Raw genomic sequence first — 22312 nt, 5'->3', positions numbered from 1 at the left:
GTTACTTATTTATTACTATCCACTATTTTATTCACAATCAAATCCATTTGACCTTCTACGGCAATTGGATCGTAGTTATACATCTCATCGAAATCCATCGTGAAAATATGGTTTGCCTTATACGCCGGCAAGTCTTTCCAAATACTCGATGCCTCTACCCCATCAAGCGCCCCATTTCTAGTATCGCCCTGTTTAAAACGCGTCACAAACATGTAGTCTGCCGCAAAATCTGGGAGCACTTCTAGCGAAATTTGCTTGTATCCTTCACCATTAATGACCTCATCCTGAATTTTCTTAGGCGCCTTTAATTGTAATGCGTTATAAAGAACTTGTCCACCCCGACCCCAATTATCTCCGAATACATAGAAGTTTTTATCGTCACCTTCATATAGTCCTACCGTTGCGTTTGGTGCTACAACGCCTTTTATTTTCTCCCGTGCTTTTGCAGCTTTCTTATCAAAATCCACTAACCAATCCTTCGCTTCCTGCTCTTTTCCAACGATTTCAGCAATCGCCGTTAACTCATCCTGCACACTTTTGTATGTATTGTATGGTATTAAAATCGTCGGCGCAATTTTCTTCATTTGATTGAACTGATCCTCACCTGAGACAATAATTAAATCTGGTTTTAGTTCTGCCACTTTTTCAACAGAAGCCGGGTCACCAATGTCTTCTACCCCTTTTTTATAGGCATCCAAGTACGGGTTTTTTAACACAAAAGATGTAGCGCCAATCGGTTTCACGCCCAGAGCTGAGAGCGATCCCATATACTCAGTCACAACGATTTTTTTCGGATTATTCGGGATTTCTACCGTTTTCCCGTTCGGCATCTTATACGCATGCGTTTCGGATTTCCCCTCCGCCGCTTCGTCGGTACCACACCCAGCCAAAACAACCACCATCACAGCAGTCAACATTAAAAATACTATTTTCTTCATAAAATTTGCTCCTCCTTTTAATTGATAATGATTATCAATCTCATCAGGAATTATAGCAAGACACCTTCCAAAAAGCAAGACTAAAAATGTCTTCCATGCGAAAAATAAGAATAATAAGCACTTAGCTATTGCAACTTTCGTCAAAAAATTCTATACTAGTCATGAGAATGATTATCAATCGCGAAACTAAGGAGCGATGTATAGATGAATAATTTAAGAACAGACGGCTTACAAATCGCCTACGACAAGCGTGTTATCGTAGACGCTTTAAATATTGAAATACCGAAAGGCAAAATCACGGCACTAGTTGGCGCTAATGGCTCAGGCAAATCGACCATTTTAAAAACGATGTCTCGTCTGATGAAGCCTTCCAAAGGTAATGTTTTCTTAGATGGAAAAGCCATTCACCGCCAATCCACAAAAGAAATCGCCAAACAACTAGCAATCCTACCACAAAATCCAACCGCACCTGATGGACTGACCGTAACCGAACTCGTTTCCTATGGCAGATCTCCCCATCAAAGCGGTTTTAAATCCATGTCCGTAAAAGATCGCGACATGATTCAATGGGCCATTCGCGTGACGAGTCTGAACGATTTCGCCGACCGCCCGATTGATAGTTTATCTGGCGGACAACGACAACGCGCTTGGATTGCAATGGCATTAGCACAAGAAACCGATATTTTATTCTTAGATGAACCTACGACATTTCTCGATATGACCCATCAATTAGAAGTCTTGATGTTGCTGAAACAACTAAACCTACAAGAAAATCGTACAATTGTCATGGTTGTCCATGATTTAAATCACGCCTCTCGCTTTGCCGATCATATGATTGCAATCCGTTCTGGTCAAGTCATTTCCGAGGGTGCCCCAGTAAACGTGATGACCGAGCAAACACTAGAAGATGTTTTTGGAATTAAAGCCGATATCATGCTTGACCCACGTACTGGCGTTCCACTATGTTTACCGTACGAAACATGTCAAGCCTGTGAAATCAGACAAGTCGCAACCAAGATAGCAGGTGAAGTCGTTGTCAAACTTGTATGACGTAACAATTATCGGAGCAGGTCCAGTCGGCCTATTCACCACTTTTTACAGCGGTCTGCGCTCCCTAAAAACAAAAATTATCGATGCCGAGCCAGCAGTTGGCGGTAAAATCCGTTACTTCTACCCAGAAAAAATCATCCGCGATATCGGCGGGATTCCAGCAATCGAAGGACAAGAACTTGTGAAAAACTTACATGATCAAGCAAAAACGTTCCATCCCACTATGGTATGCGGCGAACGTATCACAGAACTTCACCCGCAAAAGGACGGCACCTTCCAACTAATAGCAGAAAACGGCAACGAACATCACAGTAAAACGATCATCATCGCGGCTGGAAGTGGCACGTACGAAGTTCATCCACTAGAAGTATCCGGTAGCGAAACATTTGCCAATAGCCTCCATTATGACATCAAAAATCTAGCGAGCTTCCAAAATAAAACTGTTGTCGTTTCCGGCGGTGGAAATGCTGCCATTGACTGGGCCCAATCACTAGAACCCATCGCTAAGGAAGTCCACCTCGTATACCGCGGGGAGAATTTCAAGGGGCATGAAGAACGCGTCAAAGAAATGCACGATTCCTCTATCTATATCCATGTGAACCATGAAATAACAGCACTACAAGGCAATTTTACCGACCTAAAAAGCTGTGTGATTCATTGCAATAAAAACGGCAGCACAACAAAAATCGACACCGATGCCATCGTCGTGAATCATGGTGTTAAGGTGAATCTCGGTTCCATGCTTGATTGGGGATTCGATACGTCCGAATACGGCATCCTTGTCAATCAAGAAATGGAAACTAGCGTCCCCGGTATCTACGCATGTGGCGATATCTGCACCTATCCTCGCAAAATGCGCATCATCGCGGCTGGACTCCACGAAGGGCCAATCGCCATTAATAGTGCTAAAAATTTCTTAGATCCAGATGCTGAAGAAGTCGCCATGGTCAGCACACACCACGAAAGTTTCACAGAAGTCTAAACGAAAAAGCGAGCATCCTATCCCCAAGAAGATGCTCGCTTTGCTATATCTATTTTTAAGAAACTTCTTGCCTCTTCTCCTCACAAGCCACTTTAAAATTCTTCCAACTACCAAAATAATAACGCACCAATCGGTAGTCATCGAACTCGCTCATCGTAGGAAATCTCCGCATAATCCGTTCCATTTCCAAAATATCGAGAATCAACTTCTCTTTCACTTCTTTGCCTTCCTCCTCCTTTGCAAACTTCGTCAAACCAGCCTGCTCAAGAAAAGCTTCCCAAGAATTATAATACTCCATGACAGACATATAAAGCGGAAACTCATGCGGTCCACTAATCGGCGGACGCCCCAACTGCTCTGAAATTCGCCTTACCTCTGCAATCAAATAATCCTCTTTGTAAAAACGTTTCTGCTCATTTTCTAACCCCGCCGCCCTTAACGCGTCTGGCCACGAACCAAATAATTGTCGTGCTTTCTCAAAATGATTGTACATGCTACGCCTTGGCACACGCCCCTGTTCCTGCGCCAATTGTTGTAATTCCGCAATAATCTGTTCTTTTGTCACAACAGCTGTATTGTCCATCATCTTTCCCCTTCTCCTGTGTAGTAACTGCATTTGCATTACATTTATGTTGTATCATAAAAGAGCAATCGAAACAACTGAAAAATATTCCAATTTACAATAAAACAAACCTAAATCACAAAATTCAGGTTTGTTTTCCCATTTATTCATGTTTTTTGAATCATTCCACGCTCCACAATTGCCATCATGTTCATAAATTTATCAACAAGCGGCTGCATTTCTTCCATCGTAGCATCGGGGTTTTCCCGAATATAATCCGTCGCCATTTTAATAATATAATCGAATAAGGCACGAACTAGATCATGCGCATTCTCAGAAACAACATCTGCCCTCAACGTCACTTTCTCTAAAATCTGGTTCATATAAACATCTTGTACTTGCAACGCCTCCATATAATACGCGTGCAAACGTTCCGCAAGCGCCGCCGGAGGATTAGCATACGACTGCATAATCAACTTAAAAACAGCGGGATAGTTCTTACTAAAATCTAACTTCTGCTTCGTCGACCAAATTGCCCCCTGCACAAAGTCTCCCGTCGGCATGTCCCCAATCGGCACTTCCTGCATTGCTAAATCCACGGAATAAGTAACCGCTGCAGTATACAGTTTTTCTTTTGAGCCAAAATAATGGAAAATCAGGCCCTTTGAAACACCAGCAACCTCCGAAATCCGATTTGTACTAGCTGCTTTATACCCATGATCCGCGAATTCCTCCACCGCGACCATCAAAATTTTATCCCGTTTATCTTCCATCACACTCTCAAATCCTTTTTCCGATACAGCACGAAAGTCAGCACGATAAAGACAATCATCGAAATCACGGTAATCCAGACATTCACGCTCTCCATCGAAGCTTTGATCATATCAGACGGAATCGCAAAATTAATCGGAGAAAAGTATTTAAAGAAGTCTACCTTATCGTTCAACCCCGCAAGAATTCCTAAAATATACGTGAAGAAAACGAGTCCTAGAGCCACCGGTGTCGCCTGTTTCGCTGAATGAACAATCGCTGAAAAACAGAATCCAGCACTCATAAACAGCAAAGCAACCAGTAATTCATTCGAGAAAACCCGCACGAGCGCCTGCACCAAATCTCCCGTATTCGCCCCATCTTGCTTCAAGAAAACGACCAATACCGTCGACACGACAAACGTAATAGCCCAAAAAGCAATAAATGAAATCGCGTTTCCAACCATTTTCCAAGCCACTAACTCCGAGCGCGTAATCGGTTGCGCGTATAAGAACTCAATCGTCCCGTCCGTCTCCTCTTTCACTAACGCCTGCGCCCCAATCATCGCCGCATACACACACGCTGCAATAAAAATATACTGGAACACATAGGCAAAATAAGCATCAATTTTTGTTAAATCCGCCATCGAACTAATATGCAAAACATTCATCATTTCTTTCGGTAAAGCATTCATTTTTGTGTTCACTAAATCCTGCATCCCGCTCGACTGCATACTCGGAAAGAACGCCATGAACATACCGAGTACTAACGCAACAACCCCCGACCAAACGAGCAAGCTCTTAAAATGCGTTTTCCATTCAATCTTTAAAATATTCATTTTGTCTTTCCTCCTTCATAAAGCGTCATGAATTTATCTTCCAACTCTTGATTCGTAATTGACAAATCTTTAATTCCTTCTGCCGCAAGAATTGGCAACACCGTCTGCACATTTCCATCAAACGTCAATCTAGCACTTGTTTCCGTCGTTTCCACAACTTTCGCTCCCGCATTGACAAGCTCCGTCACAGGTAACCCATTCCCTTTCAAAACAATCACTTTCCCTGACATTTCTTGATCCGCAATATTTTCAAGCGCCACAATTTCGCCCTCACGAATAAAAGCAGCTCGCGTACTATATTCCTGAATCTCGCGCAAATTATGGCTCGACAAAAAGATCGTCATACCATCTTCTTGATTTTGACGCGTCATCTCCTTAAATAAATGATGCTGCATCAGAGGATCAAGCCCATTTGTAGGCTCATCTAAAATTAATAACTTTGGCTTCGTAATAAGCCCCGCCACAATCGCGACCTTCTTTTTATTCCCAAGTGACATATCCCCAAAGCGTTTATGCGGATCGATATCAAACATCTCATAATAGCGTTTCATCTGAATCCCCGCCTGATCAATATGATGAAACTTCGCAGCAAATCCAATAATATCATTCGCCGTCATTTGTGGATAATAACGCACCTCACTTGGCACATACCCAACCATTTTTTTAATCTCGGCCGAATTTTTCACAATATCCTTGCCAAGTATTGTCGCATGGCCTTTCGAAGCATAAATAAAATTCAGCAACAGCTTGATTGTCGTGGATTTACCAGCACCATTCGGACCAATAAAGCCAAACAATTCTCCCTCTTCCACTGACAAATTCACCCCTTCTATCGCTCGCTTCTTATGATAGAACTTCGTCAAATCATTCGTCTCTATCGCTTTCATTTTTTACCCCTCCAATTCACAATTGACCATCTAGTCAATGTGATTATACTCCCGTTTGACCACTCAGTCAATAAATAACCATTTCCACAAAAAAAGCGCACCAGAAAGCCATCTGATACGCTAAGCTATTTTCCTATTCCGTCAAAAAACCACCGTAACTAAAGTGCCACTGCGTCCCAAATTTGTCAGCAATCATACCATAGCCCTTACTCCAAAATGTTTCTTCCAGCGGCATATAAATCTTACTCTCTTTTTCAAACTTGGAAAAAATCGCTTTCAAGTCTTCTAAATCATCACTTTCGACAACAATACTAACATTATCACCCGGAGTCGCTGGAATACCATCCGGCATATCTGACATCATCACGCGCAAACCCCTGACATCGATTTCACTGTACATAATCTTATCTGCGTTGGCATCTTTATTTTCGCCAGCATTCGGATTAGGCGGTGCCTCACCATATGTCGCTATACCCTTTGGCTCCACCTCAAAAATCCCCGCGTAATAATCGAGCGCCTCACGACAATTCCCCGTAAAATGCAGAAAAATAGCTGTCATTTTCCTCTACTTCCTCTCCAACGTTATTTAGTCGCTTCAAGTAATTGCCAATATTGCACAGCATACACCGTTTTCGCATCACAAATTACCTTCTCTTCTATTAATTGTAACGCCTCGTCTAAATTTATTTCCACAATGTTCACAAACTCATCCTCATCTGCCTGAAGCGGGTTCGCTTGCTTCTTTAAATCACCCGCAAGATAAATATGTAGTAACTCATCCGCAAAACCCGGTGACGTATAAAAAGAGACCAGGTGCTTCAAATCATCCGTTTTGTATCCCGTTTCCTCTTCCAACTCACGTCCAGCCGTCAATTTCGGCTCCTCATCTGGTTCAATTTTACCAGCCGGAATTTCGATTATCGCCTTCTCGAGCGGCTTCCGATACTGTTCCACCATCACCATTTTGTTCTCAGGCGTAATCGCAATCACTGCGACCGCACCAGGATGCTTCACGATTTCGCGCTTACTCGCAGCACCATTCGGTAACACAACATCATCCACCACTAATTTAATAATCTTCCCGTCAAAAATCGTCTCACGCTTCACTGTTTTTTCCTCTAACGAATCCATGCTACCACTCCATTTCTAAGGCTTTTTTATCATTATACCATAATCAAGTCTGAGGGGAATTTACATCGCACGACTGATAACATCTTTTCCGCCAATATGGTATGATATACTCAAATCAGTTAGCCTTTTCAAATGATTTTCTAAAACAATTTTCACAAATACTTAATCCTTAAAAAAATAAGGAAGCCTAAGGAGAAGATAGACATGGTAGTTTTCAAAAAATTTATGGCCTTCACTGGCTCAATCGTTTTAACACTCATTTTGTTCGGCATCTTGGCAAACATCTTTGTGAACAACTGGTTACTTATTAGCGCCGTAACACTTGTCGTGGCCGCCTTCCTGTTCTTCTTTTCTGCAAAAGCGGGAGACAAGGCACATGCAATTCAGACTGGGCTTACAAAAAAAGAATACAAATACATTCGCACAAATCTAGAAGAATCACGAGCAAAAATACTTCGTTTGCAAAAAATCACAGCTGCTCACCGTACTCTTTTCACATTCCAAGAACGAGATAAAACGTTAATACTGACAAAACGTATCTACGGTATTGTGAAAGAAGAGCCGAAACGCTTTTATGATGCAGAAGATTTCTTTTTCTCCCATTTGGACTCTTTAGTCGAGCTAACAGAAAAATATGCTTTCCTAAACAGCCAACCTGTGAAAGACAAAAAGATTTACCAAACACTTTCTGACACGCGCGCACTTTTGAATGATTTAGGTCGTGTGATTGAGAAAGACCTCTTTGCACTGCTTAACAAGGACGTATCAAGCCTTGATTTCGAACTAGAAGTTGCGAAGAATTCTATTTCCAAACAGGAAAAGAAATTTGAAAGGAGAACACCCAAATGACCGAGAACCAAAAGCCAAACGAACCTGAATTAGAAACAAAAGAAACACCAACATATGAACAACCGAAAGCCGAGGTCATCGATGCTAACTTCAACAAAACATTGGATGATTTACTTGCTGATCCATTTGGTACAAACGGCTCACAAACCGTTCAAGAAATCGTGAATAACGAAACAGACAAAGCTCCACGCTTGGTTGACATGCTTCCCGAAGCCAATCGTCGTCAAGCAGTGGAACTTGCCAAACAAATTGAGCCTGGAAACCAAGCCGCTATCCTCGGATACGGCGCACCAGCACAGGCAAAGTTACACGATTTTTCCCATTCCATGCTCAATCAAGTTCAAAAACAAGACGTCGGACCAATCGGCGAAATCATCAGTGATTTAATGTTCCGCTTACAAGAAGCCGACCCAGACGAACTTGCCGCGCGCAACAAGAACGTTTTCACAAAAATGTTCTCTCGCGTCAAGCAATCCATCAATGAAATTACGTCTAAATATCAAAAAATGGGCACGCAAATCGATCGAATTGCCTTGAAACTAGAACATGCAAAAAAACGTTTAATGGAAGACAACTCTTTCTTAGAACAGCTTTACGATAAGAATAAAGACTACTTCCAAGCGTTAAATATCTATATCGCAGCTGGTGAACTAAAACAAGAAGAAATAAATACAAAACTACTTCCAGAACTGCGCAAAAAAGCAGAACAATCCGGCGATCAAATGGATTTCCAGGAAGTAAATGATCTCACACAATTCGCAGATCGCCTTGAGAAACGTGTCCATGACTTGAAGCTTAGCCGTCAAATCACTATCCAACAAGCTCCGCAAATTCGTCTTATCCAGAACACGAATCAAGTACTTGCGGAAAAGATTCAGTCATCTATCATGACCGCTATTCCATTATGGAAAAATCAAGTCGCAATCGCACTTACCCTACTACGTCAGCAACAAGCAGCGGAAGCGCAGCGTCAAGTAGCTGAAACAACAAATGAGCTTCTAAAACGCAATGCTGATATGTTAAAAACAAATGCTATCGAAACAGCCCGCGAAAACGAAAGGGGTATTGTTGATATCGAAACACTAAAAGAAACACAATCAAGCCTCATCGAAACATTACAAGAAACCTTGAAGATTCAGCAAGAAGGCCGTGCTAAACGCGCCGTTGCAGAAAAAGAACTTGTATCTATGGAACAAGAATTAAAGGATCGCTTATTAGAAATGAAATAATAATAAGAGGTGTAGTACTTGTTGGTTAAATCAACAAATACTACACCTTTTTCTTACAAATCAGCTCTAAATTCTGTGTCCATCATACTAAAAACAGCTAAGTCATGGTAGGCGTCATGAAAAAATTCATGGTCTCGTAATATGCCATCTTGGCGAAATCTAAGGGACTTCATCATGTTTAGCGATCGCTCGTTAAACGTATATACTTCACAATAAACTTTATGTAAGTGCAGTTCTTCAAAGGCCACGCCCAACAACTCTAAAATAGCTTCTTTTCCATAGCCGTTTCCCCAGCTCGTTCGTTCCCCAATGACAATTCCAAAAGCTGCGTGACCATTTTCCCGATCGATTAACCCTAATTCTGCACGACCAATGACTCGCCCGTCCAAAATAATACTATACAGCTGTAACGAATGATTCACCTTTAAAAAATATTTCTCGTACATCGTTTGAAAAACCTCTAAAGAACGCGGCTTCGTAATACCGCTTGCCATCGCGATTTCTTCATCAAGCTCCCATACATGCATTCCTGGCACATCTTCTCGTCTGATTGGTCGAATTCTTCTTGGCTCCCTCTTCATCATCCAACAACTCCCAACACTCATTATCGAGATTAAGTATAACAATGATATGGTACAATAAACAAGCCATTTCCTTAAAATCCTTCCAGCTTTAAATTCTCAAAGTGTAGTGGTTTCAAGTTCGTTACTGTTAAACCGACCAACCGAACGCTCTCTTCTCCGCCGTAAACGTCACGCAATAAACTAACCCCTGCATCATAAATAACACGTGCATCTCGTGTATACTCCATTAAAGATAACCTTCTTGTAATTGTACTAAAATCACTGTAGCGCAACTTTAAAACAACGGTCTTTCCATGTTTGCCGATTCGTTCCAGCGAACTCTCTATTTTCTGTGAAAATAAAAGCAACATTTCCTGCATTTCCCGCTCATCAAAAATATTGTTCGCAAATGTCGTTTCTCTACCAACCGACTTTCTCTCTCGATGCGGATTTACTTTAGAATCAGATAAACCTCGTACTGCTCGATATAAACGATAGCCTTGCTTATTTAACTCTCGAATTAAATCCCACTCATCCCAGGCTTTTAAATCCGCCCCTGAATGAATGCCTAATCGATGTAATTTCTCTGCTGTCACTTTTCCAACACCATGGAATTTCGTAACCGGTAAGCTCTCTAAAAATGCCTCTGCCTCCTCAGGTAATACGACAGTCATTCCTGCTGGTTTCTTAAAATCTGAAGCAATTTTTGCAATGAATTTATTGTATGAAACGCCTGCTGATGCAGTCAAACCAAGTTCATTATAAATCGCATATTGGATTTCTAAGGCTATCTTCATCGCGGATTTAATACCTTTTTTGTTTTCGGTAACGTCTAAATAAGCCTCATCTAAAGACATTGGCTCCACCAAATCTGTATACCGATGAAATATTTCACGAATTTGTGCGGATACTTCTCGGTAATGTTCCATATTCCCATGGATGAAAATGCCGTGTGGACATAGTTTATATGCTTGCTTCGTTGGCATTGCAGAATGGACACCGAATTTTCTAGCCTCATAGGAACATGTCGAGACCACGCCTCGTTTGTTTGGATCCCCACCAATGATAAGTGCCTTGCCTCGATATTCTGGATGGTCCCGCTCCTCAACGGAAGCGAAAAAAGCATCCATATCAATATGAATAATTTTACGTGTCTTATCCACTTCACCCATCACCTTTCTACACCTAAAAACGAACATTTGTTCTTATTTCAATTATACTCTTCCTACTTGAATAATGCAAGCTTGATTCGACTAACTATTGAATAACAAATAAGCGAGACTATTTTTAAGTAGCCTCACTTTTTTTATTTCTTCTCAAATGCGCCTTTACCAAAAAATTCAATAACGCGTGGCATGACTTGGTACATTCGCGAGATGATGTTCATCAGAAACGGTAGATTTATTTCACGCTTTGGTTTCCCCATTATAGCCACAATTTTCGCCGCTACTTTTTCAGGTTTCAAAACTAAGAAACCCACGTTGTCTAAATAATCCCCTGATTTATCGGCAATATCGAAAAAACTAGTAGCGATTGGTCCAGGGTTCACCGTGGTGACGTGGATACCCGAGGGTTTAGTTTCCATTCGCAATGCATTGGAGTAGCCTAGAACCGCAAATTTGGTTGCTGAATATGCCGATGATTTGGGCGTCGCGATTTTTCCAGCTTGGGAGGCGATATTGATAATATGCCCCGACTTGCGCGCCAACATGTCTGGTAAAGCGAGCTGGGTTAAACGCATCAAACCTAGAACATTTGTATCAAACATCCGCTCAACGGTTGTAAAATCAGTCGTTACTGCCTCTTCAAAAATCCCAAATCCTGCACAATTTACTAAGACATCGATTTTGGTATCGCCTATTTTCTGCATCACATTTGCTATTTCTTCGAAGTTCGTCATATCCATCTTATGGTAAGCGCTGACGACACCATAGTTCGCTTGAATTTGTGTTGCTAACTCTGCTAATTTTTCCGTACGACGCGCCGTCAGAATCGTGTGAGCTCCTTGCGCCGCAACTTGCCGTGCCATTTCTGCTCCCAATCCATTCGATGCACCAGTAATCATCACTGTCTTCCCTTTCAGAAAGTCATTCATCCTTCTCAAAACTCCTTTATAGTTCAAATATGGCAAAATCGGTCGCTATTTCTGTATTTGGAAAAATAGTCTGGCATTCCGAGACGAGTTCGCGATTGTCCTCGCGACTGTACCGTGAACTAATATGCGTGATAATCAGTCGTTTTGCATTCGCTTTTTTAGCCAAATTTGCAGCCTCTAATGTCGTAGAATGCATGTATTCTCCAGCCATGTCGCCCATCTCAGCGCCAAATGTCGCTTCGTGAACGATGACATCCGCCTGATCTGCAATCACTAGCTCATTTCCTGTTGCTCGTGTGTCGCCAAAAATCGCGATAATCCGTCCTTTTTTCGCAGGTCCAATAAACTGGCTGCCATCAACAACCTCACCATTTTCAAGCACCACTGTCTTACCTTCTTTTAGCTCCTTAAAAATCGGACCAGGCTTCACACCAAGCGCCGAAAGAGCTCCAGCATCAAGCGATCCCGCCTTATCAGCCTCTTCAATTCGGTAACCATAACTCAAAATACCATGATCCAGTTCCCGACAAACAACCTTAAAAGCGGCATCTTCAAACACGACTTCACCATCAATTTCCACAATCTCAAGCGGATACTTTAAATGTGTACCACTAACCGCCAAACTCGTCCGAATATAACTCGCAATCCCCGCGGGTCCGTATACTGTGAGCTCTGTATCGCCACCCTGAAAAGAACGACTGCTAAGAAGGCCAGGCAAGCCAAAAATATGATCTCCATGTAAATGCGTAATAAAGATTTTTTCTAATTTACTTAATCTAATCGAGCTTCGTAAAATCTGATGTTGCGTTGCTTCCCCACAATCAAACAGCCAAATACTGTTTCGTTCATTTAGCATCGTGAGCGCAATTGCCGTTACGTTACGGCCTTTGGAAGGGACACCCGCTCCTGTTCCGAGAAAAATCAATTCCATCTTTGTCTCACAATCCTTTCTCTAATCCGCTATTAATCATACCATATTTAACCCCTTTATGGCACTCCCATCGCTAAGCTTTTCCGACTTTTCCGGTTCAATCAGTTGCACATTAGAAATCAAACGGCTAAAATAGTAAGGAATAATGAGGGCGACTATGATTATATCTTAATTGTCTCATTCTCAGAATAAGCTTTGAAACATCTTCCCATTTATCGGGTAAGTTGCAGTCTTTGCTTTACGCAAATCGAGCGAATCCGAACGCTTGCCGCTGATTTGTCTGAGGTATGTTCCATAGAATAAAGAAAGAGGGTAAGCACGTATGACAGAAGTGAAAGAACAAGTAGCTTTAATTACTATTTTTGGCGGTACGGGAGATTTGGCAAATCGCAAACTTTACCCTTCGCTATACCATCTCTTCACGAAAGGCTTTTTGAAAGAAAATTTCGCAGTGATCGGTACAGCTCGTCGTCCATGGACCAATGAATTCTTCCGTGAAAAAGTCGTGGAATCATTGAAAGGCATCGAAAAAGAAGGCTTCGATCCAGAAGAATTTGCATCACATTTCTACTATCAATCCCACGATGTAACCAATCGTGAATCGTATGTCGAGCTTAAGGACTTATCCGATGAACTCGATAAAAAATACGAACTACAAGGAAATCGCCTATTCTATCTTGCTATGGCGCCAAATTTCTTTGGAACGATTGCAAGTCGATTAAAGTCAGAAGGTTTTGTCGATAATGCAGGATTTAGCCGTTTAATCATTGAAAAACCATTTGGTCGCGATTTAGCGAGTGCAAAAGAACTTAATGAGTCGCTTCGCCAAGCATTTGATGAAAACGAGATTTACCGCATTGACCATTATTTAGGAAAAGAAATGATTCAAAACATTTCCGTGATTCGTTTTGCGAACTCTATCATTGAATCACTTTGGAATAACCGCTATATTGACAACGTCCAAGTAACATTAAGTGAAACGCTTGGTGTAGAGGATCGTGGTCGTTATTACGAGGAAAGTGGCGCGCTTCGTGATATGGTTCAAAATCATATTTTACAAATCGTATCCTTACTTGCGATGGAGCCACCGATTAAATTAACAACACAAGAAATTCGTCATGAAAAAGTACGCGCGCTCCGTTCTTTGCGTGTCATTGAAGGCGACGATGTGTACAAATATTTCGTACGCGGCCAATACGGCCCTGGAAAAGTGGACGGTGAAGATTTGCTGGGTTATCGCCAAGCAGAAAACGTCGATTCCAATTCTAATACCGAAACATTTGTTGCAGCAAAACTCATGATTGACAATTTCCGCTGGAGCGGCGTTCCATTTTATATTAGAACTGGTAAACGTCTTGCGAAGAAAACAACACAAATTGCGATTCAGTTCAAAAACGTACCGATGAACCTCTTTGGTCCAGGCCAATCGCTTGGAGGCAACGTGCTGGTGATACATATTCAACCAGACGAAGGTATCACGCTACACATGAATGTCAAAGAACCAGGCCAAGGAATGCTGACGATGCCAGTCAACCTTAACTACGCGCACTCATCACCGGACGGCATGAACACGCCCGAAGCCTATGAAAAACTGATTCAAGACTGCCTAAACGGCGATGCAACTTACTTCTCACATTGGGATGAAGTCTCCCTATCATGGAATTTCGTTGATAAAGTAGCCGCAGTCTGGTCGAATACAAAAGAACACTTCCCGAACTACACATCCGGCACTATGGGACCAAAAGAAGCAGATAAATTGGTGTCGCAAGATGGGTTTGAGTGGTTTGAATAACGAAAAGCTGAAAGAGCCCGCTTAGCCTCGACAGAAATTGTTAGGGGGCGCAGTGAAAACCCTCTTTTGGTTTTTGCGGAGGCACCGAAATTTCCGAGAGGCTGTGAATTGGAAGGCAGTTTCATTGCATTCAACTGCATATTGAGGTTCTAAAATCAAAAAACTCCTAACTCGTTTTACCTCCACAAACCGTGAAGTAAAACAAGCTAGGAGTTTTTCATCTCTTTATCTATAGCCCCTGACGTTGTTCCCTTTTTCACACATCCATGTTACAATTAAGAGGAATACACAGTAAAAGGAGAATCAATATGCCAGAAAGCATTGACGATTATATCGATCGCGGTATCCATGGCGCAAAAGAAATTAATCCAGCCGAACGCAAAAAATATCTTGGCACATTTCGAGAACGCATCGAAATCCAGATGAGCAAACAAGAAGTTTTTCAAAAATACTGTACGAAAGAATTAGAACAGGAAATGAAAGATCACCCGAAAGCCAAGTTACTCTTAAACGGCTCCATTTCCTATGAAATATTGCGTTCTTACATCATGTTGGCAGAAAAACATAAGATGCCATTCTCGATAGTTGCACGAGAAGATGATGATACACCAATTGGTCTCGTTCTAGCGGAAGATCATGAAATCAACCGCGAAGACACACATCTCCATGAAACACCAGTTATCACAGAAGATATTACTGGCAGAGTCAGTTTGCTCGACAAAATCAAAGCTATTTTTCAAGAGTAAGGAAGTGACATACATGCTCCACACGATTGTACTTGCACTCGCGATTCTTGTGTTTTTACAAACAATTTACTTTTTCATACGCAAAAATACTGATATGGGCGTGATGTTCCTGCTCATCGGTATCGCATTGCTTATTATTTCTACAATTGGCTGAATGAAGGATAGAGTTACTAAACATGGCATTTTAACAAATCGAGCGAAAGCGTTTGTATTCCATAAGTTTGGTGGAAGCTGGAAGCGGAGCATACTAGTGTATGTGAGAACCGGAAGTCCGCCAAACTTATGGAATGCGAACGCTTGCCGCCGATTTAGCCTGAGTAGGTATCCAGACTAAATGGCTCGCCGGTGTCTATCGCTGTGCGCAGCCTTTTTTGCATGTCGCCGATTCCTCTTGTCCCGTGAAGTGGGAATAAAAATCGTTGCTTCCCATCTGTAACCGCCGCAAGCAATGGTGCGAATTTCTTTCCTCCCAGCATCACAATCATCTCTTGCTCGATTGCGAATTCCTGCCATTGCCGCGATAATTCTTCTAACGAAATCGTCTCGGCCGTCACGCCACGCGCTGTAAACCTCACATCATATGTCCCTACAACAAGCGAATCAGGGGTTAAAAATCCATACTTTGGTGACAGAATCAAATAATCACCATCAAATTTTTCAGCATAGGCTCGGCATAAACGATGAAAGTTTCCTGTATATGCTTGACTAGCCGCAACTGGGCCTGCATCCTCCTGTTTGTCCCAAATCTTTGGCTTCCCTGATGGTATAATAATCATAAAGACTCCTCATCCATTGGGTATTCCCACAAAATAATCTTACCGCGGGCCTCTGTTTTATCATATTTCGGCTGGTGTAAAAATCCAGACTTTCGCAAAACTTGAATCGAATGCGGATTACTCTCGAAGCTTCTAGCGAAAATACGCTTAATTTCTGGCTGCTTTTTTAGCCAAATCAACAGTTCTCCTAGCGCTTCTGTTACATAACCATTATTTTGATACGCTGGCACAACGCTGTATCCCAACTCGATTTCCCCTGTTTCTTCAGGCTTGCCTTGTCCGCCGATTTCTCCGATGACTTTATTCTCCTCTTTCAACACGATTAAATGCGTCCATTTCGTCATCTCTGGCTCTTTTTTCACGTTTTCTAATACGTATGGTAGGTAAAAAAAGAAATCGATTCCAGGCCACTCTCTGGATACCGTATAGCCCGATACGCGTTCCAATTCATCCACACCTGCAATCGTCGCTTGAATCCACTCCAAATTGTATTCTACTAACAGCAACCGTTCCGTTTCTAATTTCCCCATGTCAATACCTGGCTTTCCGTTTCAATATATCTTCCCTCTAAAATTATCAAATTCTACCTCATTACGCAAACTTTTTGCAGAATACCACCTGTTATTATCACCACATACTAATTTTTTGAAAACTTTTTTCATTATGTTTGTATGCGGTTACATCGTTATCTCCCAATTGATTTAGCTATGTATTCTAGTTTTTCAATGAAATCCAAAAGCAACAAATTTTCAAATAACGGTTGACATTTCCCTGCCAAAAGCTATAATTAATAATAATATTACATTGATTGATATTTATTTGAATTCACATAGGCTACATACGAATGAAGTATCTCATTGTTGATAAATTTGATTTAGAGGAGTTAATGACTTATGAAAACAGCTAACCGAAATTACGTCATTACAATTTTATTACTCTAGCAAGGGTCTGGAACACTGTTTAAAACAAGCAGTCGTTTAGATCCTGTTTATCATTAAATGGGATTCTTATCTAGGCATCCCATTTTTTTACTCAAAAATGGGATGCCTTTTTTGTTGCCAAGATGCGTTATCAATGTTATTTTCGCTTTAAAAGGTCATGCTAGTTGATATATTCTAAAAATTCAGCTTCGACCAACAATTATAATAAAGAAACGGGGAATATGCTCATGCGTAGTGATAAAATCAAAAAAGGTGTCGAACAAGCTCCAGCTCGGAGTCTTCTGCACGCAACTGGTCAAATCAAAAGTCCAGGTGATATGGATAAACCATTTATCGCCATTTGTAACTCTTATATCGATATCGTTCCGGGTCATGTGCATTTAAGAGAACTCGCAGATATTGCAAAAGAGGCGATTCGTGAAGCTGGCGGTATCCCCTTCGAATTTAATACGATTGGTGTCGATGACGGGATTGCAATGGGTCATATTGGGATGCGTTATTCCCTTCCAAGTCGTGAAGTTATCGCGGATGCTGCGGAAACGGTAATCAATGCTCACTGGTTTGACGGCGTTATGTATATTCCAAACTGTGACAAAATCACGCCTGGTATGTTGCTTGCTTCTGTACGTACGAACGTGCCCGCAATCTTCTGTTCTGGTGGCCCGATGAAGGCTGGACTTTCAGCAACTGGTAAGGCCTTGACGCTTTCTTCGGTATTCGAAGCGGTTGGTGCTTTTAAAGAAGGTAGCATGTCCCAAGAGGAATTTTTAGATATGGAAGCGAATGCTTGTCCGACGTGTGGATCGTGTGCTGGGATGTTTACAGCGAACTCGATGAACTGTTTGATGGAAGTACTTGGTATGGCGGTTCCGTTCAATGGGACGACGCTTGCTGTATCGGAGGCGCGCCGCGAGTTGATTCGTGAATCGGCCTTCCATTTGATGGATCTTGTGAAAAAAGATATCCGCCCTCGCGACATTATTACGCGTGATGCGATTGATGATGCTTTCGCGCTAGATATGGCGATGGGTGGCTCGACAAACACTGTCCTTCACGTTTTGGCTTTAGCAAACGAGGCGGAAATCGATTATGATTTGGAACGTATTAATGAAATCGCAAGTCGTGTTCCTTACCTTTCTAAAATCGCACCGTCCTCTGCGTACTCGATGCATGATGTCCATGAGGCTGGCGGTGTTCCTGCTATTATGAAAGAATTGGTTGACCTCGAAAACGCGATTCATCCCGATCGGATTACGGTAACTGGGAAAACGATTCGTGAAAATGTGGAAAATGCCAAAATTAATAATACGGACGTGATTCATCCAAAAGAAGATCCGTATACGAAAACGGGCGGTCTCTCCATTCTTTTCGGAAATATTGCGCCAAAAGGTTCGGCAATCAAAGTCGGTGGCGTCGATCCATCGGTATCCGTCTTTACTGGGAAAGCGATTTGTTTCGACTCCCATGACGCAGCTGTTGAAGCGATTGATAATCATACGGTTCGCGAAGGCCATGTTGTCGTGATTCGTTATGAAGGTCCTCGAGGTGGTCCTGGAATGCCTGAGATGCTTGCTCCGACGTCTTCTATCGTTGGACGCGGACTTGGAAAAGATGTGGCGCTGATTACGGATGGCCGCTTCTCTGGTGCGACGCGTGGAATCGCTATTGGGCATATTTCTCCCGAAGCGGCTTCTGGTGGTCCGATTGCCTTGATTGAAGATGGCGATACAATCGTGATTGACTTGCCGAACCGGACGTTGAACGTAGAAGTGGCACCTGATGTTTTAGAAGCACGCCGCGCAGGGATTCCTAAATTTGTTCCTAAAATTAAAAAAGGCTATCTGGCTCGCTATGCTGCACTCGTGACTTCTGCTCACACTGGTGGCGTACTGCAACTTCCGGATGATTTCTTAGAGTAATAAGGAGAGGTGATGAAAATGATCAAAGTAGAGAAAGAAACGACGACAAAAAGCGGTGCTGAACTTTTAATTGATGCTCTGAACGCGCAGGATGTAGAGATGATTTTTGGCTATCCGGGCGGTGCTGTATTACCACTATATGATGCGTTTTATGATTGCGATATTCCGCATATTCTGACGCGTCATGAACAAGGTGCCGTGCATGCAGCGGAAGGCTATGCTCGTGTTACTGGAAAAGCCGGTGTTGTTGTCGTTACAAGTGGACCTGGTGCAACGAATGCTTTAACGGGGATTGCGGACGCGATGAGCGATTCGATTCCAATGGTCGTTTTCACTGGTCAAGTCGCCACACCTGGTATCGGGAAGGACGCGTTCCAAGAGGCAGACATGATTGGCTTAACCATTCCGATTACTAAATATAATTATCAAGTACGCGATGTGAAAGATATTCCGAGAATCATTAAAGAAGCTTTTCATATCGCCACAACAGGTCGCCAAGGTCCAGTCGTGATTGATTTACCGAAAGATATGTCTATCGCGACAACCGATAAAGTCAATGATGACACGATTAACCTACCTGGTTATCAGCCGACCGTGAAACCCAATGGCATGCAACTTGAAAAATTGATGCAGGCGTTGGCGGCTTCTAGTAAACCTGTTATCTTAGCCGGAGCTGGCGTGAATCATTCACGCGCAACGGCTGAACTGCTTGATTTTGCGGAACGATATCAGATTCCAGTCGTGAATACATTGCTTGGACTCGGTAGTTTTCCACAAGATCATCCCCTATTCCTCGGAATGGGCGGGATGCATGGTTCTTACGCTGCAAATATGGCGCTTACGGATCCTGATTTGCTCATTAATTTTGGATCGCGATTTGATGACCGGATGGTTGGTTCACCGCAAGAGTTCGCGAAACATGCGGTGATTGCCCATATCGATATTGACCCTGCGGAAATCGGTAAAGTTTTACCAACGAAAATTCCGATTGTTGCGGATATTAAAGAAACGTTGACGCAATTGCTAGAAATGACCGTGACAGAGGAAGCCGACAAAACGCATTGGTATAAGCTTAATATGACGCGCAAAGAACGGCACCCTTTCACGTATAATCGCGATTCTAAAGCCGAAATCAAACCGCAAAAAGTCATTGAGATTATCGGGAAAATCACGGACGGTAATGCGCTTGTTGCAACGGATGTTGGCCAACACCAAATGTGGGTCGCACAATTTTATCCGTTTCGCCATGATCACCAAATCATGACGAGTGGTGGGCTTGGCACAATGGGCTTTGGTTTTCCTGCCGCGATCGGTGCGCAACTTGCCTATCCGGAGCGAACGGTTGTCGCTTTTGTTGGAGATGGTGGTTTCCAGATGACCAATCAGGAGCTGGCGATTTTGAATGATTACAATATTAATTTGAAAACGGTCATTTTGAATAATGGATCGCTTGGTATGGTTCGGCAGTGGCAAGAGAAGTTTCATAATGAACGCTTCTCCCACTCCATTTTCCAAAGTCAGCCTGATTTCGTGAAACTCTCAGAAGCCTACGGTGTTAAAGGAGTTCGGCTTGAGAATCCGGAAACCTTGGAGGAAGATTTGGCAGCGGCATTTGCTCACCCTGGTCCGATTGTTATCGAATGTGTCGTGTCGCCGAGTGAGCTGGTATTACCAATGATTCCACCGGGCAAAGCGAATCATCAAATGGAAGGAGTGGAATAAATGCGACGTATCATTACAGCGACTGTTAATAACTCAAGTGGTGTGCTTAATCGGATTACTGGTGTTATCTCTCGTCGCCAATACAATATTGATAGTATCTCTGTTGGCTGGACTGAAACGCCGAATGTTTCCCGCATTACCATCGTCGTTCATGTCGATTCACTCTATGAAATTGAACAAGTGACGAAGCAGTTAAACAAACAAATTGATGTGTTAAAAGTGAGTGATATTACCGATGACCCGCATATGGAGCGCGAACTTGCTTTAATTAAAGTCAACGCCCCTGCAACAACACGAGCGGAACTTAATTCTATTATTGAGCCGTTTCGTGCAACGATTATCGATGTTGGTAAAACGAGCGTTGTTGTGCAAGTCGCTGGAACGAGTGAAAAAGTCAATGCTTTTGTTGACAGCATTCGCCCCTACGGCATTCAACAAATGGCTCGCACTGGTGTTACGGGCTTTACTCGTAGCGCTAAATAATTATTTTGAATCCCAGAAAACCTTTTCTGAGAAATATAAAAAGATATAATTTATGGAGGTTAGGAAAATGACAAAAGTTTATTATGAAGATGCAGTACAAGAAAGCGCGTTACAAGGTAAGAAAGTTGCAGTAATCGGTTATGGTTCACAAGGCCACGCGCATTCGCAAAACTTACGCGATAACGGGAACAATGTCATTATCGGGATTCGTGAAGGAAAATCAGCAGAAGCGGCTCGCAATGACGGTTTTGAAGTCTTGTCTGTAGCAGATGCAACAAAAGCGGCTGATGTCGTGATGATCCTTTTACCAGATGAAACACAAGGAGATACTTATGAAGCTGAAATCAAGCCGAACCTAGAGGCTGGCAACGCGTTAGCTTTTGCGCATGGTTTTAACATTCATTTTGACGTAATTAAACCACCTGCTGACGTAGACGTGTTCCTAGTAGCACCAAAAGGTCCAGGACATTTAGTTCGTCGTACATTCGTTGAGGGTGGCGCGGTTCCAGGTTTATTCGCGGTTTACCAAGACGCTACTGGAAAAGCAACAGATGTCGCTTTATCTTACGCAAAAGGCATTGGCGCAACTCGTGCTGGCGTTATCGAAACGACATTTAAAGAAGAAACTGAAACTGATTTATTCGGTGAGCAAGCCGTTCTATGTGGTGGTACAACGCATTTAGTGCAAGCTGGTTTCGAAACATTAGTGGAAGCTGGATACCAACCGGAACTTGCTTATTTTGAGGTATTACATGAGTTGAAACTGATTGTTGACTTGATGTATGAAGGCGGCATGGAAAAAATGCGTGATTCCATCTCAAATACAGCGGAATACGGCGACTACGTTTCTGGCCCTCGCGTTGTAACGAGCGACACGAAGAAAGCAATGAAAGAAGTCTTGACGGATATTCAAAACGGTAACTTTGCCAAAGCATTTATTGATGATAATAAAAATGGTTTCAAAGAATTCCATCGTTTGCGCGCAGAACAAAAAGGCCACCAAATCGAATCGGTTGGTGCGAGCTTGCGCGAAATGATGCCTTTCGTAAAACCACAAAACTAATAGGAAGAGAAATGGGGATTTAGGCAACCTGCAGCGTTTCGACAAATACTTTGATGACGAAAATA

24 protein-coding genes are annotated in these 22312 nt (G+C 42.4%); 11 read left to right on the top strand and 13 right to left on the bottom strand.

What is annotated here, in order from left to right:
* Positions 1–5: 5 nt before the first annotated feature.
* Positions 6–938 carry an iron-hydroxamate ABC transporter substrate-binding protein gene (locus HPK16_RS01150; RefSeq protein WP_181675175.1) on the bottom strand — a complete coding sequence of 311 codons (933 nt, stop codon included), beginning with the start codon at positions 936–938 and terminating at the stop codon, positions 6–8.
* A gap of 204 nt (positions 939–1142) precedes the next feature.
* Between HPK16_RS01150 and HPK16_RS01145 the strand changes: the two genes are divergently transcribed.
* Both HPK16_RS01145 and HPK16_RS01140 read left to right on the top strand, forming a co-directional pair.
* The gene (locus tag HPK16_RS01145) at positions 1143–1988 is read left to right on the top strand and encodes an ABC transporter ATP-binding protein (protein ID WP_181675174.1); all 846 of its coding nucleotides are present in this window, start codon (positions 1143–1145) and stop codon (positions 1986–1988) included.
* Positions 1972–2970 (top strand): NAD(P)/FAD-dependent oxidoreductase, encoded by a 999-nt coding sequence (locus HPK16_RS01140; protein WP_181675173.1) that lies wholly within the window; start codon positions 1972–1974, stop codon positions 2968–2970. Before HPK16_RS01145 ends, HPK16_RS01140 begins: the two co-directional genes overlap by 17 nt.
* A 55-nt stretch (positions 2971–3025) precedes the next feature.
* Here HPK16_RS01140 and HPK16_RS01135 read toward each other — a convergent pair whose 3' ends face one another.
* From HPK16_RS01135 to HPK16_RS01110, 6 genes are all read right to left on the bottom strand, one after another.
* On the bottom strand, positions 3026–3556 hold the full coding sequence (locus HPK16_RS01135) for a homing endonuclease associated repeat-containing protein (protein ID WP_181675172.1): 531 nt from the start codon (positions 3554–3556) through the stop codon (positions 3026–3028).
* A gap of 143 nt (positions 3557–3699) precedes the next feature.
* Positions 3700–4305: a TetR/AcrR family transcriptional regulator gene (locus tag HPK16_RS01130; RefSeq protein ID WP_181675171.1), complete on the bottom strand. Its 606-nt coding sequence runs from the start codon at positions 4303–4305 to the stop codon at positions 3700–3702.
* A complete protein-coding gene (locus HPK16_RS01125) occupies positions 4305–5120 on the bottom strand; it encodes an ABC transporter permease (RefSeq protein ID WP_181675170.1) in 816 nt (271 codons plus the stop codon). The genes HPK16_RS01130 and HPK16_RS01125 overlap by 1 nt, the downstream gene beginning before the upstream one ends.
* Positions 5117–6007 carry an ABC transporter ATP-binding protein gene (locus HPK16_RS01120; protein ID WP_181675169.1) on the bottom strand — a complete coding sequence of 297 codons (891 nt, stop codon included), beginning with the start codon at positions 6005–6007 and terminating at the stop codon, positions 5117–5119. Before HPK16_RS01120 ends, HPK16_RS01125 begins: the two co-directional genes overlap by 4 nt.
* Before the next feature lie 133 nt (positions 6008–6140).
* Positions 6141–6566 carry a VOC family protein gene (locus HPK16_RS01115; RefSeq protein ID WP_181675168.1) on the bottom strand — a complete coding sequence of 142 codons (426 nt, stop codon included), beginning with the start codon at positions 6564–6566 and terminating at the stop codon, positions 6141–6143.
* Between the two features lie 23 nt (positions 6567–6589).
* Positions 6590–7138 carry an NUDIX hydrolase gene (locus tag HPK16_RS01110; protein ID WP_181675167.1) on the bottom strand — a complete coding sequence of 183 codons (549 nt, stop codon included), beginning with the start codon at positions 7136–7138 and terminating at the stop codon, positions 6590–6592.
* A gap of 204 nt (positions 7139–7342) precedes the next feature.
* Here HPK16_RS01110 and HPK16_RS01105 point away from each other — a divergent pair, with 204 nt between their 5' ends.
* Positions 7343–7987 carry a 5-bromo-4-chloroindolyl phosphate hydrolysis family protein gene (locus tag HPK16_RS01105; protein ID WP_181675166.1) on the top strand — a complete coding sequence of 215 codons (645 nt, stop codon included), beginning with the start codon at positions 7343–7345 and terminating at the stop codon, positions 7985–7987.
* Complete coding sequence (locus HPK16_RS01100; protein ID WP_181675165.1) at positions 7984–9216, top strand: toxic anion resistance protein; 1233 nt, start codon at positions 7984–7986, stop codon at positions 9214–9216. The genes HPK16_RS01105 and HPK16_RS01100 overlap by 4 nt, the downstream gene beginning before the upstream one ends.
* A gap of 53 nt (positions 9217–9269) precedes the next feature.
* Here the strand turns inward: HPK16_RS01100 and HPK16_RS01095 are convergent, their stop codons facing one another.
* The 4 genes from HPK16_RS01095 to rnz form a co-directional block, all read right to left on the bottom strand.
* Positions 9270–9800, bottom strand: coding sequence for a GNAT family N-acetyltransferase (locus tag HPK16_RS01095; RefSeq protein ID WP_181675164.1), 531 nt, complete (start codon positions 9798–9800; stop codon positions 9270–9272).
* Between the two features lie 71 nt (positions 9801–9871).
* On the bottom strand, positions 9872–10942 hold the full coding sequence (gene dinB / locus HPK16_RS01090; RefSeq protein ID WP_181675336.1) for a DNA polymerase IV: 1071 nt from the start codon (positions 10940–10942) through the stop codon (positions 9872–9874).
* 143 nt (positions 10943–11085) lie between these two features.
* Positions 11086–11874 carry an SDR family NAD(P)-dependent oxidoreductase gene (locus HPK16_RS01085; RefSeq protein WP_181675163.1) on the bottom strand — a complete coding sequence of 263 codons (789 nt, stop codon included), beginning with the start codon at positions 11872–11874 and terminating at the stop codon, positions 11086–11088.
* Positions 11875–11890: 16 nt separating this feature from the next.
* Positions 11891–12805, bottom strand: a complete 915-nt coding sequence (rnz, locus tag HPK16_RS01080; protein WP_181675162.1) for a ribonuclease Z — start codon at positions 12803–12805, stop codon at positions 11891–11893.
* Positions 12806–13127: 322 nt separating this feature from the next.
* Between rnz and zwf the strand changes: the two genes are divergently transcribed.
* The 3 genes from zwf (at position 13128) to HPK16_RS01065 (ending at position 15497) form a co-directional block, all read left to right on the top strand.
* The gene (zwf, locus tag HPK16_RS01075; RefSeq protein WP_181675161.1) at positions 13128–14597 is read left to right on the top strand and encodes a glucose-6-phosphate dehydrogenase; all 1470 of its coding nucleotides are present in this window, start codon (positions 13128–13130) and stop codon (positions 14595–14597) included.
* Positions 14598–14905: 308 nt separating this feature from the next.
* Positions 14906–15343, top strand: coding sequence for a YueI family protein (locus HPK16_RS01070; RefSeq protein WP_181675160.1), 438 nt, complete (start codon positions 14906–14908; stop codon positions 15341–15343).
* Positions 15344–15356: 13 nt separating this feature from the next.
* A complete protein-coding gene (locus HPK16_RS01065; protein WP_103034920.1) occupies positions 15357–15497 on the top strand; it encodes a hypothetical protein in 141 nt (46 codons plus the stop codon).
* Between the two features lie 154 nt (positions 15498–15651).
* On the opposite strand, the gene HPK16_RS01060 is transcribed toward HPK16_RS01065, so the two are convergent.
* The gene (locus HPK16_RS01060; RefSeq protein WP_181675159.1) at positions 15652–16119 is read right to left on the bottom strand and encodes a DUF6884 domain-containing protein; all 468 of its coding nucleotides are present in this window, start codon (positions 16117–16119) and stop codon (positions 15652–15654) included.
* Positions 16116–16649 carry a GNAT family N-acetyltransferase gene (locus HPK16_RS01055; RefSeq protein WP_181675158.1) on the bottom strand — a complete coding sequence of 178 codons (534 nt, stop codon included), beginning with the start codon at positions 16647–16649 and terminating at the stop codon, positions 16116–16118. The genes HPK16_RS01060 and HPK16_RS01055 overlap by 4 nt, the downstream gene beginning before the upstream one ends.
* Positions 16650–17287: 638 nt before the next feature.
* On the opposite strand from HPK16_RS01055, the gene ilvD reads away from it, so the two are divergent.
* From ilvD to ilvC, 4 genes are all read left to right on the top strand, one after another.
* Positions 17288–18979 (top strand): dihydroxy-acid dehydratase, encoded by a 1692-nt coding sequence (gene ilvD / locus HPK16_RS01050; protein ID WP_181675157.1) that lies wholly within the window; start codon positions 17288–17290, stop codon positions 18977–18979.
* Between the two features lie 18 nt (positions 18980–18997).
* A complete protein-coding gene (gene ilvB / locus HPK16_RS01045) occupies positions 18998–20701 on the top strand; it encodes a biosynthetic-type acetolactate synthase large subunit (protein ID WP_246369192.1) in 1704 nt (567 codons plus the stop codon).
* Positions 20702–21184: an acetolactate synthase small subunit gene (gene ilvN / locus HPK16_RS01040; protein WP_036080183.1), complete on the top strand. Its 483-nt coding sequence runs from the start codon at positions 20702–20704 to the stop codon at positions 21182–21184.
* 67 nt (positions 21185–21251) lie between these two features.
* Positions 21252–22247 carry a ketol-acid reductoisomerase gene (ilvC, locus tag HPK16_RS01035; protein WP_181675155.1) on the top strand — a complete coding sequence of 332 codons (996 nt, stop codon included), beginning with the start codon at positions 21252–21254 and terminating at the stop codon, positions 22245–22247.
* The last annotated feature ends 65 nt before the right edge of the window (positions 22248–22312 follow it).

Source organism: Paenilisteria rustica (assembly GCF_013820765.1).
GTDB classification, from domain to species: Bacteria; Bacillota; Bacilli; order Lactobacillales; family Listeriaceae; genus Listeria_A; species Listeria_A rustica.
Note: the sequence above shows the minus strand (reverse complement) of the source record. Positions and strands in the feature narration are given on the sequence as shown.

Bases quoted from the DNA above. Each gene is read 5' to 3' on its own strand.
- HPK16_RS01150 (WP_181675175.1), bottom strand. From the start codon at position 938: ATGAAGAAAATAGTATTTTTAATGTTGACTGCTGTGATGGTGGTTGTT.
- HPK16_RS01145 (WP_181675174.1), top strand. From the start codon at position 1,143: ATGAATAATTTAAGAACAGACGGCTTACAAATCGCCTACGACAAGCGT.
- HPK16_RS01135 (WP_181675172.1), bottom strand. From the start codon at position 3,556: ATGATGGACAATACAGCTGTTGTGACAAAAGAACAGATTATTGCGGAA.
- HPK16_RS01130 (WP_181675171.1), bottom strand. From the start codon at position 4,305: ATGGAAGATAAACGGGATAAAATTTTGATGGTCGCGGTGGAGGAATTC.
- HPK16_RS01125 (WP_181675170.1), bottom strand. From the start codon at position 5,120: ATGAATATTTTAAAGATTGAATGGAAAACGCATTTTAAGAGCTTGCTC.
- HPK16_RS01120 (WP_181675169.1), bottom strand. From the start codon at position 6,007: ATGAAAGCGATAGAGACGAATGATTTGACGAAGTTCTATCATAAGAAG.
- HPK16_RS01115 (WP_181675168.1), bottom strand. From the start codon at position 6,566: ATGACAGCTATTTTTCTGCATTTTACGGGGAATTGTCGTGAGGCGCTC.
- HPK16_RS01110 (WP_181675167.1), bottom strand. From the start codon at position 7,138: ATGGATTCGTTAGAGGAAAAAACAGTGAAGCGTGAGACGATTTTTGAC.
- HPK16_RS01105 (WP_181675166.1), top strand. From the start codon at position 7,343: ATGGTAGTTTTCAAAAAATTTATGGCCTTCACTGGCTCAATCGTTTTA.
- HPK16_RS01100 (WP_181675165.1), top strand. From the start codon at position 7,984: ATGACCGAGAACCAAAAGCCAAACGAACCTGAATTAGAAACAAAAGAA.
- HPK16_RS01095 (WP_181675164.1), bottom strand. From the start codon at position 9,800: ATGATGAAGAGGGAGCCAAGAAGAATTCGACCAATCAGACGAGAAGAT.
- HPK16_RS01085 (WP_181675163.1), bottom strand. From the start codon at position 11,874: ATGAATGACTTTCTGAAAGGGAAGACAGTGATGATTACTGGTGCATCG.
- rnz (WP_181675162.1), bottom strand. From the start codon at position 12,805: ATGGAATTGATTTTTCTCGGAACAGGAGCGGGTGTCCCTTCCAAAGGC.
- zwf (WP_181675161.1), top strand. From the start codon at position 13,128: ATGACAGAAGTGAAAGAACAAGTAGCTTTAATTACTATTTTTGGCGGT.
- HPK16_RS01070 (WP_181675160.1), top strand. From the start codon at position 14,906: ATGCCAGAAAGCATTGACGATTATATCGATCGCGGTATCCATGGCGCA.
- HPK16_RS01065 (WP_103034920.1), top strand. From the start codon at position 15,357: ATGCTCCACACGATTGTACTTGCACTCGCGATTCTTGTGTTTTTACAA.
- HPK16_RS01060 (WP_181675159.1), bottom strand. From the start codon at position 16,119: ATGATTATTATACCATCAGGGAAGCCAAAGATTTGGGACAAACAGGAG.
- HPK16_RS01055 (WP_181675158.1), bottom strand. From the start codon at position 16,649: ATGGGGAAATTAGAAACGGAACGGTTGCTGTTAGTAGAATACAATTTG.
- ilvD (WP_181675157.1), top strand. From the start codon at position 17,288: ATGCGTAGTGATAAAATCAAAAAAGGTGTCGAACAAGCTCCAGCTCGG.
- ilvB (WP_246369192.1), top strand. From the start codon at position 18,998: ATGATCAAAGTAGAGAAAGAAACGACGACAAAAAGCGGTGCTGAACTT.
- ilvN (WP_036080183.1), top strand. From the start codon at position 20,702: ATGCGACGTATCATTACAGCGACTGTTAATAACTCAAGTGGTGTGCTT.
- ilvC (WP_181675155.1), top strand. From the start codon at position 21,252: ATGACAAAAGTTTATTATGAAGATGCAGTACAAGAAAGCGCGTTACAA.